The organism is Pseudoalteromonas sp. (genome assembly GCF_018402495.1).
GTDB lineage: Bacteria > Pseudomonadota > Gammaproteobacteria > Enterobacterales > Alteromonadaceae > Pseudoalteromonas.
The window spans coordinates 28471-42045 of record NZ_JAGYIU010000005.1; the positions used below are offsets into that span (position 1 = coordinate 28471).

11 protein-coding genes and 2 rRNA genes are annotated in these 13575 nt (G+C 44.4%); 3 read left to right on the forward strand and 10 right to left on the reverse strand.

Annotated features, from left to right (window positions below; all coding sequences use genetic code 11):
• Positions 1–114 precede the first annotated feature (114 nt).
• The 5 genes from KG708_RS15215 to rph form a co-directional block, all read right to left on the reverse strand.
• Positions 115–3001, reverse strand: a 23S ribosomal RNA gene (locus KG708_RS15215).
• Positions 3002–3294: 293 nt separating this feature from the next.
• Positions 3295–4830, reverse strand: a 16S ribosomal RNA gene (locus tag KG708_RS15220).
• Together the 16S and 23S rRNA genes form the textbook arrangement of a ribosomal RNA operon.
• Positions 4831–5420: 590 nt before the next feature.
• Positions 5421–5819, reverse strand: coding sequence for a diacylglycerol kinase (locus KG708_RS15225; RefSeq protein WP_213611184.1), 399 nt, complete (start codon positions 5817–5819; stop codon positions 5421–5423).
• A gap of 53 nt (positions 5820–5872) precedes the next feature.
• Positions 5873–6517, reverse strand: a complete 645-nt coding sequence (gene pyrE / locus KG708_RS15230; protein ID WP_213611186.1) for an orotate phosphoribosyltransferase — start codon at positions 6515–6517, stop codon at positions 5873–5875.
• A 14-nt stretch (positions 6518–6531) separates the two neighbouring features.
• Complete coding sequence (rph, locus tag KG708_RS15235) at positions 6532–7245, reverse strand: ribonuclease PH (RefSeq protein WP_213611188.1); 714 nt, start codon at positions 7243–7245, stop codon at positions 6532–6534.
• Between the two features lie 178 nt (positions 7246–7423).
• On the opposite strand from rph, the gene KG708_RS15240 reads away from it, so the two are divergent.
• Positions 7424–8284 carry a YicC/YloC family endoribonuclease gene (locus tag KG708_RS15240; RefSeq protein ID WP_213611190.1) on the forward strand — a complete coding sequence of 287 codons (861 nt, stop codon included), beginning with the start codon at positions 7424–7426 and terminating at the stop codon, positions 8282–8284.
• A 184-nt stretch (positions 8285–8468) separates the two neighbouring features.
• Positions 8469–9674, forward strand: a complete 1206-nt coding sequence (locus KG708_RS15245; protein ID WP_213611192.1) for a site-specific integrase — start codon at positions 8469–8471, stop codon at positions 9672–9674.
• On the opposite strand, the gene KG708_RS15250 is transcribed toward KG708_RS15245, so the two are convergent.
• Positions 9666–10154 (reverse strand): hypothetical protein, encoded by a 489-nt coding sequence (locus KG708_RS15250; protein ID WP_213611194.1) that lies wholly within the window; start codon positions 10152–10154, stop codon positions 9666–9668. The genes KG708_RS15245 and KG708_RS15250 overlap by 9 nt on opposite strands.
• A gap of 111 nt (positions 10155–10265) precedes the next feature.
• Here KG708_RS15250 and KG708_RS15255 point away from each other — a divergent pair, with 111 nt between their 5' ends.
• Complete coding sequence (locus KG708_RS15255; RefSeq protein WP_213611196.1) at positions 10266–10595, forward strand: helix-turn-helix transcriptional regulator; 330 nt, start codon at positions 10266–10268, stop codon at positions 10593–10595.
• A 174-nt stretch (positions 10596–10769) separates the two neighbouring features.
• Here the strand turns inward: KG708_RS15255 and KG708_RS15260 are convergent, their stop codons facing one another.
• From KG708_RS15260 to mobI, 4 genes are all read right to left on the reverse strand, one after another.
• Positions 10770–11357, reverse strand: a complete 588-nt coding sequence (locus tag KG708_RS15260) for a hypothetical protein (protein WP_213611198.1) — start codon at positions 11355–11357, stop codon at positions 10770–10772.
• On the reverse strand, positions 11354–12067 hold the full coding sequence (locus KG708_RS15265; RefSeq protein ID WP_213611200.1) for a hypothetical protein: 714 nt from the start codon (positions 12065–12067) through the stop codon (positions 11354–11356). Before KG708_RS15265 ends, KG708_RS15260 begins: the two co-directional genes overlap by 4 nt.
• 129 nt (positions 12068–12196) lie before the next feature.
• On the reverse strand, positions 12197–12727 hold the full coding sequence (locus KG708_RS15270) for a hypothetical protein (RefSeq protein WP_213611202.1): 531 nt from the start codon (positions 12725–12727) through the stop codon (positions 12197–12199).
• Positions 12724–13311, reverse strand: coding sequence for a conjugative transfer protein MobI(A/C) (gene mobI, locus KG708_RS15275; protein ID WP_213611204.1), 588 nt, complete (start codon positions 13309–13311; stop codon positions 12724–12726). The genes KG708_RS15270 and mobI overlap by 4 nt, the downstream gene beginning before the upstream one ends.
• Between the last annotated feature and the right edge of the window lie 264 nt (positions 13312–13575).

The window sequence follows — 13575 nt, forward strand, 5'->3', positions numbered from 1 at the left end:
TTAATCGAACTTACTAAAATTTGGAATTTCTGATAATAAAGAGTAATCAAGTAATCTACTTTAGTCTATTAACTTCTTCGCTTAAACTATCACATAAAACGCGTTTGGCGTTGTATGGTTAAGCCTCACGGGTAATTAGTACAAGTTAGCTTAATGGCTCACACCACTTCCACATCTTGCCTATCAACGTTGTAGTCTTCAACGGCCCTTCAGAGACTTTAAAAGTCTAGTGAGAACTCATCTCGAGGCCTGCTTCGCGCTTAGATGCTTTCAGCGCTTATCAGTTCCGAACGTAGCTACCGGGCAATGCCATTGGCATGACAACCCGAACACCAGCGGTTCGTTCACTCCGGTCCTCTCGTACTAGGAGCAACCCCTCTCAATTCTCAAACGCCCACGGCAGATAGGGACCGAACTGTCTCACGACGTTCTAAACCCAGCTCGCGTACCACTTTAAATGGCGAACAGCCATACCCTTGGGACCGACTTCAGCCCCAGGATGTGATGAGCCGACATCGAGGTGCCAAACACCGCCGTCGATATGAACTCTTGGGCGGTATCAGCCTGTTATCCCCGGAGTACCTTTTATCCGTTGAGCGATGGCCCTTCCATTCAGAACCACCGGATCACTATGACCTACTTTCGTACCTGCTCGACGTGTCTGTCTCGCAGTTAAGCTGGCTTCTACCATTACACTAACCGTACGATGTCCGACCGTACTTAGCCAACCTTCGTGCTCCTCCGTTACTCTTTGGGAGGAGACCGCCCCAGTCAAACTACCCACCAGGCACTGTCCGTAACCCCGATTCAGGGGCCAACGTTAGAACATCAAAACTACAAGGGTGGTATTTCAAGGACGACTCCACAAAAACTAGCGTCTCTGCTTCTAAGTCTCCCACCTATCCTACACATGTAGGTTCAATGTTCAGTGCCAAGCTGTAGTAAAGGTTCACGGGGTCTTTCCGTCTAGCCGCGGGTACACAGCATCTTCACTGCGATTTCAATTTCACTGAGTCTCGGGTGGAGACAGCGTGGCCATGGTTACACCATTCGTGCAGGTCGGAACTTACCCGACAAGGAATTTCGCTACCTTAGGACCGTTATAGTTACGGCCGCCGTTTACCGGGGCTTCGATCAAGAGCTTCTCCGAAGATAACCCCATCAATTAACCTTCCGGCACCGGGCAGGTGTCACACCGTATACGTCATCTTGCGATTTTGCACAGTGCTGTGTTTTTAATAAACAGTCCCAGCCACCTGGTCACTGCGGCTCCAATCAGCTTAGGGAGCAAGTCCCATCACCAATCGGAGCGTACCTTCTCCCGAAGTTACGGTACGATTTTGCCTAGTTCCTTCACCCGAGTTCTCTCAAGCGCCTTAGTATTCTCTACCTGACCACCTGTGTCGGTTTGGGGTACGATTCGGTATAATCTGAAGCTTAGAGGCTTTTCCTGGAAGTATGGCATCAGCAACTTCATCACCTTGGTGACTCGTCTCGTGTCTCAGCCTAACAGCAACCCGGATTTACCTAAGTCACTAGCCTACACACTTTCACATGGACTACCAACGCCATGCTTGCTTAGCCTGCTCCGTCCCCCCATCGCAATTATACCAAGTACGGAAATATTAATCCGTTTCCCATCGACTACGCCTTTCGGCCTCGCCTTAGGGGTCGACTTACCCTACCCTGATTAACATGGGATAGGAACCCTTGGTCTTCCGGCGTGCGGGTTTTTCACCCGCATTATCGTTACTCATGTCAGCATTCGCACTTCTGATACGTCCAGCATACCTCCCGGTACACCTTCAACCGCTTACAGAACGCTCCCCTACCACTCAAAATAAATTTTGAATCCGCAGCTTCGGTGCATAGTTTAGCCCCGTTACATCTTCCGCGCAGACCGACTCGACCAGTGAGCTATTACGCTTTCTTTAAAGGATGGCTGCTTCTAAGCCAACCTCCTGGCTGTCTGGGCCTTTCCACATCGTTTCCCACTTAACTATGACTTTGGGACCTTAGCTGGCGGTCTGGGTTGTTTCCCTCTTCACGACGGACGTTAGCACCCGCCGTGTGTCTCCCGGATAGTACTTTACGGTATTCGGAGTTTGCAAAGGGTTGGTAAGTCGGGATGACCCCCTAGCCTTAACAGTGCTCTACCCCCGTAAGTATTCGTCCGAGGCTCTACCTAAATAGATTTCGGGGAGAACCAGCTATCTCCCGGTTTGATTAGCCTTTCACTCCTAACCACAGGTCATCCCCTAACTTTTCAACGTTAGTGGGTTCGGTCCTCCAGTTGATGTTACTCAACCTTCAACCTGCCCATGGCTAGATCACCGGGTTTCGGGTCTATACCTTGCAACTATTCGCCCAGTTAAGACTCGGTTTCCCTACGGCTACCCTAATCGGTTAACCTCGCTACAAAATATAAGTCGCTGACCCATTATACAAAAGGTACGCAGTCACCCAACAAGTGGGCTCCTACTGCTTGTACGTACACGGTTTCAGGTTCTATTTCACTCCCCTCACAGGGGTTCTTTTCGCCTTTCCCTCACGGTACTGGTTCACTATCGGTCAGTTGGGAGTATTTAGCCTTAGATGATGGTCCACCTATATTCAGTCAAAGTTTCACGTGCTCCGACCTACTCGATTTCACTTAAAATGCGTTTTCATGTACGGGACTATCACCCTGTATCGTGGCGCTTTCCAGCGCCTTCCATTAACACATAATAAGCTTAAGGGCTGTTCCGATTTCGCTCGCCGCTACTATCGGAATCTCGGTTGATTTCTTTTCCTACGGGTACTTAGATGTTTCAGTTCTCCGCGTTCGCCTCGTTAACCTATGTATTCAGTTAACGATACCTGCAAGCAGGTGGGTTTCCCCATTCGGAAATCCTAGTCTCAAGCGCTTTTTACTAGCTTGACTAGGCTTATCGCAAGTTAATACGTCCTTCATCGCCTCCAACTGCCAAGGCATCCACCGTGTACGCTTAGTCACTTAACCATACAACCCAAACGGGTCTTTGTTTCGTGACAGTTTAACTTCGCCAGAAGTTAATATTGAATACTAAAGTAGATACCAATCAACAAACGAAACGTTCATTAAATGGCACTGAATGATACTGCTATCATTCTTTTTTACTTTTGAAAACTCTGTACAAATAACATTGTTATTCATACGAATTTTATTATCAGCTTTTCCAAATTTTTAAAGAGCATATTAATTAATAAACCTTTCGGCTTACTAACTAACAATCATCTGTGTGGACACTACGAACAAATAAGTTCTAAATCGTATAAGGAGGTGATCCAGCCCCAGGTTCCCCTAGGGCTACCTTGTTACGACTTCACCCCAGTCATGAATCACTCCGTGGTAAACGTCCTCCCGAGGGTTAGACTATCTACTTCTGGAGCAACCCACTCCCATGGTGTGACGGGCGGTGTGTACAAGGCCCGGGAACGTATTCACCGCGTCATTCTGATACGCGATTACTAGCGATTCCGACTTCATGGAGTCGAGTTGCAGACTCCAATCCGGACTACGACGCACTTTAAGTGATTCGCTTACTCTCGCGAGTTCGCAGCACTCTGTATGCGCCATTGTAGCACGTGTGTAGCCCTACACGTAAGGGCCATGATGACTTGACGTCGTCCCCACCTTCCTCCGGTTTATCACCGGCAGTCTCCTTAGAGTTCTCAGCATTACCTGCTAGCAACTAAGGATAGGGGTTGCGCTCGTTGCGGGACTTAACCCAACATCTCACAACACGAGCTGACGACAGCCATGCAGCACCTGTATCAGAGTTCCCGAAGGCACCAAACTATCTCTAGTAAGTTCTCTGTATGTCAAGTGTAGGTAAGGTTCTTCGCGTTGCATCGAATTAAACCACATGCTCCACCGCTTGTGCGGGCCCCCGTCAATTCATTTGAGTTTTAACCTTGCGGCCGTACTCCCCAGGCGGTCTACTTAATGCGTTAGCTTTGAAAAACAGTTCCGAGGAACCGAGCTTCTAGTAGACATCGTTTACGGCGTGGACTACCAGGGTATCTAATCCTGTTTGCTCCCCACGCTTTCGTACATGAGCGTCAGTGTTGACCCAGGTGGCTGCCTTCGCCATCGGTATTCCTTCAGATCTCTACGCATTTCACCGCTACACCTGAAATTCTACCACCCTCTATCACACTCTAGTTTGCCAGTTCGAAATGCAGTTCCCAGGTTGAGCCCGGGGCTTTCACATCTCGCTTAACAAACCGCCTGCGTACGCTTTACGCCCAGTAATTCCGATTAACGCTCGCACCCTCCGTATTACCGCGGCTGCTGGCACGGAGTTAGCCGGTGCTTCTTCTGTCAGTAACGTCACAGCTAGCCGGTATTAACGACTAACCTTTCCTCCTGACTGAAAGTGCTTTACAACCCGAAGGCCTTCTTCACACACGCGGCATGGCTGCATCAGGCTTGCGCCCATTGTGCAATATTCCCCACTGCTGCCTCCCGTAGGAGTCTGGGCCGTGTCTCAGTCCCAGTGTGGCTGATCATCCTCTCAAACCAGCTAGGGATCGTCGCCTTGGTGAGCCATTACCTCACCAACTAGCTAATCCCACTTGGGCCAATCTAAAGGCGAGAGCCGAAGCCCCCTTTGGTCCGTAGACATTATGCGGTATTAGCAGTCGTTTCCAACTGTTGTCCCCCACCTCAAGGCATGTTCCCAAGCATTACTCACCCGTCCGCCGCTCGTCAGCAAAGGTGCAAGCACCTCTCTGTTACCGCTCGACTTGCATGTGTTAGGCCTGCCGCCAGCGTTCAATCTGAGCCATGATCAAACTCTTCAATTAAAAAGTTTTATGTCTTTCGACAGCTCAATGAATTCTGAATTTATTTAATATCTTTCGATATTGAATTGACTGTGCTGCAATTACTACCGAAGTAGTTATTGCTGTTGGTCACTCAGTTTCTCTTTCGAGAAATCACATTGAGACTCTAAATTTTTTGCCTCGCTACTTGCTCAATAAAGAACGAAGTAGCTTGGCTGTTAGAACTCAATCTGTACGAGTGCCCACACAGATGATTGCTTTATATTGTTAAAGAGCTATACCGGTTATCCGGTTGCGATTAAAGTGTTAAACTTTATCTCGCTAGGGCTGCGCATATTACGCTTTCCTATTTTTTTGTCAACACTTAATTTTGTTAAACTTGAAAGTTTTCGAAACTAAGTTTTACTCGACTCTCTGATTAGCTCGTGCCTCGCTATGCGTTGCGCTCTGCCGTCTCAGTGGGGTCGCATTATAGGGAGATCCGAAAACAGATCAACCCTTTTTTGAAGAAAACTTGAAATAAATGACTGTTCGATTATTTTTAGAGCTAAACACATTAAAAATACAACAATTACTTCCATTTTATTAACATGTATGAATAACTTTTATGTTTAAATGATGGACCAAGATTCTACGATCTTCATATATAAACTAACTCCCCACAAGATCAAAAGGATCATTAATGAAAGCGTAACCGCTGCCGAACCCATATCTTTTGCTCTACCTGACAAAACATGTAGCTCTGTACTAACACGATCCGTAAGAGCTTCAATTGCAGAATTTAGTAACTCAACAATTAATACCACCAACAAAGAGCACATAAGAACTGCCCAATGAAGTAATGAAGATGCCAACCAAAAAGAAAAAGGGAAAAGGATGATGCAGAGCAGTAGCTCCTGCCTAAACGCAGCTTCCTCTTTAAACGCAGCTTTAAAGCCAAGATAAGAACAGTATGCAGCTTTAAAAACACGTTTTAATCCTAAACCATTAGGTTTTAATACATCTTTCATTAATAAACTCTATAAAAAGGTCAAAAGAAAGCCATACAATTTAAGGCTTTATATTAAGCTACACCGTATTGATCTCGGTATGCTTTTACTGCCGCTAAATGCTCATCCATGGTTCCTTGATTTTCAAGGTAACTGATTAGATCAGCCAATTTAACAATAGAAGTAACTTGAGTATTAAAGTCACGCTCTACTTCTTGTATAGCTGAAAGCTCGGCTTTACCTCTCTCTTGGCGATCAAGTGCAATTAAAACACCACTTAAATCTGCGCCATTATCAGCAATAATTTCCATAGATTCTCGAATTGCAGTACCTGCAGTGATCACATCATCAACTAACATGATCTTACCTTTAAGATCAGAACCTACTAAGCTGCCACCTTCACCGTGTGCTTTTTTCTCTTTACGGTTAAAGCAGTAAGGCACATCTTTGTTGTAATGATCAGCCAACGCAACAGCGGTTGTTGTTGCAATTGGAATACCTTTATAAGCTGGGCCAAATAATACATCGTATTCAATTGCTGCATCTTCAAGCGCTGCAGCATAAAAGCGACCTAAACGTGCCAAGTCACGACCTGTATTAAACAAACCTGCATTAAAGAAGTAAGGGCTAGTGCGGCCAGACTTTAAAGTAAACTCGCCAAACTTTAATACCTGCTTTTCTAAAGCAAATTCAATAAACTCTTTTTGATATTCTTTCATCGTCGATTACCTATTTATGCTAACGCTTGTTTTTGTACGTCTATAATTTCACGAATTGAATGCTTTGCCAGTATAAGTAGATCATCAAGCTCGTCAAACGAGAAAGGTTCACCCTCAGCGGTCCCTTGTACCTCAATAATTTTTCCTGTTTCAGTTAAAATTACATTCATGTCGGTTTCAGCATCAGAGTCTTCAAGGTATTCTAAATCACTAATCGCTTGGCCTTTATATATACCCACTGAAATAGCCGCGATCATATGTTTAAGTGGGTTTGAATTAATCATCCCTTTTGCACGCATGTACGTTAGTGCATCGACAAGCGCAACGCACGCACCACTGATAGACGCTGTACGTGTGCCGCCATCGGCTTGAATTACATCACAATCAATAGTAATTGTGTTTTCACCTAACGCCTTTAAATCAATTGCAGCACGCAAAGAACGAGCAATTAAACGTTGAATTTCCATAGTACGACCGCCCTGCTTACCACGCGTTGCTTCACGATTATTACGTGTGTGTGTTGCACGCGGTAACATACCATATTCTGCGTTAACCCAACCTTTACCTTGGCCTTTCATAAAGCGTGGCACGCCAGCTTCAACTGTCGCAGTACAAAGTACTTTGGTATTACCAAACTCTACCAATACTGAACCTTCAGCATGTAAAGTATAGTTACGAGTAAATGTAACCGGTCTAATTTGATTAGGTGTTCTTTCGCTTGGACGCATTGACGATCCCCTTAATTCTGAATTTGCCACATTATATGTGGATGTGGATACAGATGCCATGTTGATTTATATTAAATCGCGTTTAAAAAACAGCCAGTAGATTAAAATTTCTTTAGAGCTTAAGCAGTGTTACGGTATAATAATCGTAATATTGTATTTAAAAATGTAGGAAACATCCATGATCCACAGTATGACAGCTTATGCGCGTCGCGAAATTAAAGGCGAATGGGGCACTGGCACTTGGGAAGTTCGTTCAGTGAACCAACGTTACCTTGAAACATTTATTCGTGCACCTGAGCAATTTCGTGGCATGGAACCCGTTATACGCGAGCGTCTGCGTAAGCATTTACAGCGTGGTAAGGTAGAAGTTTTCTTAAAGTTCGTCGCAAACCCGGCACATGTAGGTGAACTATCAATTAACCAATCTCTGGCTGAGCAGTTAATTAATAGTGCTAAGTGGGTTCAACAACAAAGCAATGGTGACATTAACCCTGTTGATATTTTACGTTGGCCTGGCGTTATGGAAGCACAAGAAATTGATATGGATAGTGTAAATACGGCGCTCATTACTGGTCTTGACCAAGTAATAGAAGACTTCAAATCTGCACGTGGTGATGAAGGTGCAAACCTTGAAGAAATGATAACTACACGATTAACCGCCATTTTAGCGCAAGTTGATATTGTTGAAGCCCACATGCCAGAAATTACTAAATGGCAACGTGAAAAGTTAGTACAAAAACTTGAAGATTTAACAACAAATATTGATGAGTCACGCCTTGAACAAGAACTGATTTACCTTGCGCAAAAGCAAGACGTTGCCGAAGAACTCGACCGCTTAAAGTCGCACGTTAAAGAAACACGTAAAATCCTCAGTAAAGGCGGCGCATGTGGTCGCCGTTTAGATTTTATGATGCAAGAGTTTAACCGTGAAGCAAATACGCTAGCATCTAAGTCTATAAATAGTGACATCACCAACGCAGCTGTAGAGCTCAAAGTGCTGATTGAGCAGATGAGAGAGCAGATCCAAAACATCGAATAAGGTTTTTTGAGTCTCTTTAAGCTTACTTAATCTTACCAAGCCCCTGTAAATTGGGGCTTTTTTGTTTTCAGTGGATTTCAAAACCTTTCCACTGTTTTCAACCAACTGGTGAGTTTAGTGGTGAGTAAGATTGATCTAGTATGCCCTTAAATGGTGAGTAACTTTCCATGATAAGGAGAACTATATGGGCAAGCTCAACGCACGAAAAGTCGCCGCTTTAGCCAAAGATGAACCACGCAAAACCGCAGATGGTAATGGCCTCTACTTCGTTGTACCCGCATCTGGAGAACCTTTTTGGATCTTGCGATTTTCAATCAACGGCAGTCGTCCAGAAATGACACTTGGGTCCTATCCAGAACTATCCCTTGCAGATGCACGCGATGCCGCCTTTCAACAACGAAAGCTGATCCAACAAGGTATCAATCCACTGGCAGAACGCCAACGCCGCCAATGGTCAGGTATAGAAACCGTCGAACAACTGTTCGATGATTGGTATAAAAACGATCTTCAAGTAAGACTGCAACACTCCAACATCCCCAAGCGTATCTACACCAAAGAAATCCACCCAGTGATGGGCAAAATAAGAATCGATCAAGTCACTGCTCTGGATGTAAGAGAAGTAATCAAGCGCGTCGTAGATAGTGGCCGAAAAAGCATCGCAAATGACACCTTGATGTACATGAAACAGCTTTTTCGACATGCCAACAAACTCGATCTCACACAGTTCAACCCGGCAGCAGCTTTTCGTGTCAACGACGCAGGAGGTGTTGAAAAAAGTCGAGAGCGTGTTTTGACCGAAGACGAGATAGCAACTGTGTTTCGAGTGTTCAGAGAGAACAATGTAAGCTTTACACGAGAAAACTATCTAGCTTGCTGCTTATATCTAGTGCTAGGCGTCAGAAATAGCGAGCTATGCCAAGCGCCTTGGGCTGAGTTTGATTTAGATAATGGGATCTGGGAGCTCCCCAAAGAGAGAACCAAAAATGGCATACCATTAACTATCCCACTTCCTCGCCAAGCTGTGGAATGGCTGCAAGAACTCAAAATCAGAGCGCTTGAGTCCGATTATGTATTTCCAAGTAGAAGGAGGAGCAAAAATCCATACATGGGCTCAGATACAATAACCACCGCTATTAAATATTTGTTTGGTCGTGACAAAGAGAGGCCAACCAAAAATAAAATGGATGGGGTTGACTATTTTGTTGTCCATGACCTCCGTCGTACCTTCAGAACACTGGCTTCTGCTGAGCGCATTGATGGTCAAGTGGCTGAAAGGTGTTTAAATCACAAACTCAAAGGTGTTGAAGGCATCTACAACCGTCACGATTTTCTGGAGGAGCGACGAGAAGCGCACCAGAAAGTTGCAGATCGTATATGCCACTTACTGTGATTGACAAGGGTACGCATTCTTAAATGCATCATACAAATTTACCCTTAAACCAGGCCCTGTGAGCAATGTACTGGGCCCTGGAGTAAAATCTGACTGTTCTCGATACAACAGCTCAAGAGATCGATCGACATTAGATCTTACTGATTCAAACTGAATGTTTCTTGGTAAGCAAAGATGACCATTATCTTGAGGCATACTGACCCAACGCACGACATCATTTGCTCTTTTAAGATCAGGGCGAAGTAACGCCGCATCTTCAACCCACTGAGTCCAAAAAGAAGCTGATTGCAAAAAACCTTTTAGGAAAAAGTTGCACGCTTGGTTAGGCTGACCACACATCTGCTTCCAGTCACCATATGTGAGCTCATAACTAGGCACAGCATATGCTTGGGCAGATAAACCTACCGATAAACATACACTGAGGACTTTCAACGGTACACCACTTCTCGTTTCTCTTTTAAGTGCAAACTTACTAGGCATTTTTGCTCTCCATGACTATTCCATCAACCACAAAGCTTAGATATCCTAAGTATACAGAATCATAAAAAACTTAGAAGATCTAAGTATCTAGAGATTATCGATGAATGTGATTTGCCAACACCAAGCCCCCTACCAACACGCCTTAAAGAGGCAAGAACGCGAGCAGGCATCAGCCAAAAAACGCTCGGTATTCGTATTGGTATGGACCCAAGCGTGGCGAGTGGACGCATGAACCATTATGAGAAAGGCCGCCATACGCCTGATATCAACACGTTAAGAAAAATGGCAGAAGAACTAAACGTACCCATTGCGTTCTTTTTCTGTGATTCATCAAAGACAGCTGAACTTCTATGCCTTATAGAAAATCTCTCAGAAGAAGAAAAAAGTACACTAATTCAAAAGTTAGCTAGCAACCAGCCACACACCTCAAGTAAATCCTAAATTCATAGGGAAATTGGGAAACGTGGGAAATCTAGAAAACTACCCCTCCTTGTTACTCCCACCCCGCTTTGCCTGATATGCGGCATACCAGTAGACACATCCAACAGCAGCTATTGTCAACATCAGCCCCGCGAGCCAATACCAAAGCAAATCCATACAACCTCCTTAAATCGTTCAATCAAAGGGATCGCAGCTAATACCACCACAGTCAAAACCAGTATCAATGCTAGTCATGCTGTCATCCCCAAACACATTGCCGCCGATATCAATACAAGAATTTTCCATCATGGGAAGGCCACTTGCTGGGTTGATATCACCGCACCAAAATGAAGAGCTCGAATCAGAAATGAAATCTGTGGTATCAGGTATCAATTTCGCACCCGTCATGCCAACCAATCCAGCTTGGTATATTCCTGAACTTGCTAAACCAGATGCCGAGCTAGCTCCCATCGATATCGGCCCATGCCTTTGGAGCTTCCTCGCCCTGCCAGTGATGGCTCTACGCCTGCCATAACGTCGATTTAGCTTGTTAACGCAATAAGAAGCGGTAAACAGGATAATCAAAAATGAAATTGGGCTGGGCAAAGTAAACAACAGCACTAAAAAAAGAACTAATTTCACCATGGCTTTTAGCGGCCAGAACCAATCACGGTGAACTGTTGTCTTCGCGTCTTTTTCTGTGAAAGCATGGGGTTCAATACCAGCGCTGCCAGGATGCCTTGCAGACACTTCAGCAGAAACGGTATGCATCTTCAGAATCATGCTACCTCCTCAGCCATAGATCGACTCAACTGGGAAAAAATAGTGACGACCAGCCAGTGAGTCTCCTGTGGCACTAGCAAGAAATATAGATCTCCCGTCGGGTGGTGCCAAACTTGGCTACCATCGTCTCCGTGCTTCAGCAGTTTCTGAAATCGTGTACGAGCTGAGAGTCTCGCTTGGCGAAGTTCGGGGTTACAAAGCTGACGTTGCAAGCTCAACCAGGGAGACTTCGTATACCCGTGACGAAAGCGCTCTTGGTAACGCTGTATTGCATGGCGACTGATTGCAACAGGCCCCAATACTGGAGAATCAAACACGGGTTGAGGTAATCGATATGGCTGGATCACTGGTATCTGGTCAGTAGAAGCAGCAACACCGACAATTTCTTCAGGATTGAGTTGCACACCATTCAGCCACGTCTTCAAATACTGACTAGCTCGCTGCAACTCAACGCAAGAGTTCAGACTAAGAGAATGAAGAGTCTTGTGCGGTAAACCTAGTTCAACACCTTTACCGCTACCTGGGCGATGCCCGAAGACCTGACAGTCCCAGAGCAAGTAACGCGCTACAGTAAGCTCTGCAACTGCTATACGATGCTCAATCTGACTTACACGTACATCAATCACACCATTTTTTGATAAACCAGAGAACCACGCTACGCTCACGTTAAATTTACTGGTAGTAATTGTTTGAATTTTCAATTTCATCATATGAAAGCCCTCCTATTTACTACCAAAATATCACGTATTTTAAAAATGCAACCTCCAAGCTGAAAGCAACAAAAAAGCCTTCCCAACAAGTCTGGCAAGGCTTCATAAAATATCAACCAAGATTATGATTTAATTAACTTTGTTTCGAATAAACATTTCAATCTTATCTACAGGTTCTACAAGCTGTAATAGCTTCTTCTCAAATTCTGAAATAAAGTCTGCACGCACTTTCATTTCCTCTATTTGTAGGCATATGTGGTAATACATTTTCCGCTCCCAATCAGCGACGTTACTCATTCTTTTGTGTTTCAGAATGCTCCCTGTTAACATTTCTAGCTTTGCTGGTTTGTCCCTGTTAAAAACTATAACTTTAAACCATTGAAAGTTAGGTAGGTTATCCTCGATATACACGGTAAAGACAAACCGAAAAGGTTCCTGTCCGGTGTGCTCTTTCTTTAATTTCTCCCTGTACTTGTTGAATGACTCTTCCAGAGCGAAAGCTGAGCATTTTAAATCACGTCGCTGTGCGATTAACTCATCTTTCATCTTTGAAATGTACGCAGATAACAATCCAGAATCATAGATATTGATCGTTAGATTAGTTAAATCAACTTGGATATCTCTATCAAAAATACCAACTAGTGGTTCTTCCAAACTCATTTGGGCTCCTCCATCAACTCAAAGTGAGCTCGCAGCTTGATAAAACGACGCTGACACATTTCAACTTTTTTTCTGATGTTATCCATCTCATGCCGGATTTCCCGAAGTAGCTGAAAAGCATCTTCACAATAATCAATCTGAACCTTTTCCCACCCTTGGGCTTTGGAGAAAGAGCTCGAACGATAACGGCTGCCAGATCCTTTCTGAATATGTACTGACCTAACTTTTTGGTGTTTAATTTTTCGGCGTTTCATATCTTCTTCATCGAGGAAAACATTGATGTACCATGAAGCTTCAAATTTATTGTCTTTGACTCTCACACGACACCCAAATCTACCTGGCACTTCTGAAGTTTCAGGTGAGCGATGATGTCGATTGAAACGCCAAAAATTATTAGCGAAGCAACTAGCCATGAATTCGAGCCGAAATGGCTCCTGATGTGTAATTTTAGTTATTTCTTCGAGGAGTAATTCCGATTGGGCCAGAGCTTTTTCAAAGTACTCTGATTCATTAAACTCCTCACGATAGTGGGCTAACTGGTGCCAATTAGACGCCAGCCTATCTAACTTTGAGTAGTCTTGCATAATAAGCCTCCTTCTTTACGACTGCTACGAGTTACAGTCTATCGAGACTTACTAATTTGGTTGCACTGCGAAAATGCCCAATCAGGACAGTTTGAGCGTTTTTTGCTTTCATTGCCCCAGTAATAATGCAGCGCGTCGATAGCATATCCTCACCGGGACCTAGCCAATCACTTTCCAATTAACTATCTAATGTGGGGCCTAGGTGATTACTTTCACCAAAAATAGTAGTAGCACTCTGGGGCTGCTAGATTTTGTTTCTATATC

Excerpts from the sequence above, each read along its gene's own strand:
- pyrE (WP_213611186.1), bottom strand. The coding sequence starts at position 6,517 with ATGAAAGAATATCAAAAAGAGTTTATTGAATTTGCTTTAGAAAAGCAG.
- KG708_RS15240 (WP_213611190.1), top strand. The coding sequence starts at position 7,424 with ATGATCCACAGTATGACAGCTTATGCGCGTCGCGAAATTAAAGGCGAA.
- KG708_RS15265 (WP_213611200.1), bottom strand. The coding sequence starts at position 12,067 with ATGATGAAATTGAAAATTCAAACAATTACTACCAGTAAATTTAACGTG.
- KG708_RS15245 (WP_213611192.1), top strand. The coding sequence starts at position 8,469 with ATGGGCAAGCTCAACGCACGAAAAGTCGCCGCTTTAGCCAAAGATGAA.
- KG708_RS15250 (WP_213611194.1), bottom strand. The coding sequence starts at position 10,154 with ATGCCTAGTAAGTTTGCACTTAAAAGAGAAACGAGAAGTGGTGTACCG.
- KG708_RS15225 (WP_213611184.1), bottom strand. The coding sequence starts at position 5,819 with ATGAAAGATGTATTAAAACCTAATGGTTTAGGATTAAAACGTGTTTTT.
- KG708_RS15260 (WP_213611198.1), bottom strand. The coding sequence starts at position 11,357 with ATGATTCTGAAGATGCATACCGTTTCTGCTGAAGTGTCTGCAAGGCAT.
- KG708_RS15270 (WP_213611202.1), bottom strand. The coding sequence starts at position 12,727 with ATGAGTTTGGAAGAACCACTAGTTGGTATTTTTGATAGAGATATCCAA.
- rph (WP_213611188.1), bottom strand. The coding sequence starts at position 7,245 with ATGCGTCCAAGCGAAAGAACACCTAATCAAATTAGACCGGTTACATTT.
- mobI (WP_213611204.1), bottom strand. The coding sequence starts at position 13,311 with ATGCAAGACTACTCAAAGTTAGATAGGCTGGCGTCTAATTGGCACCAG.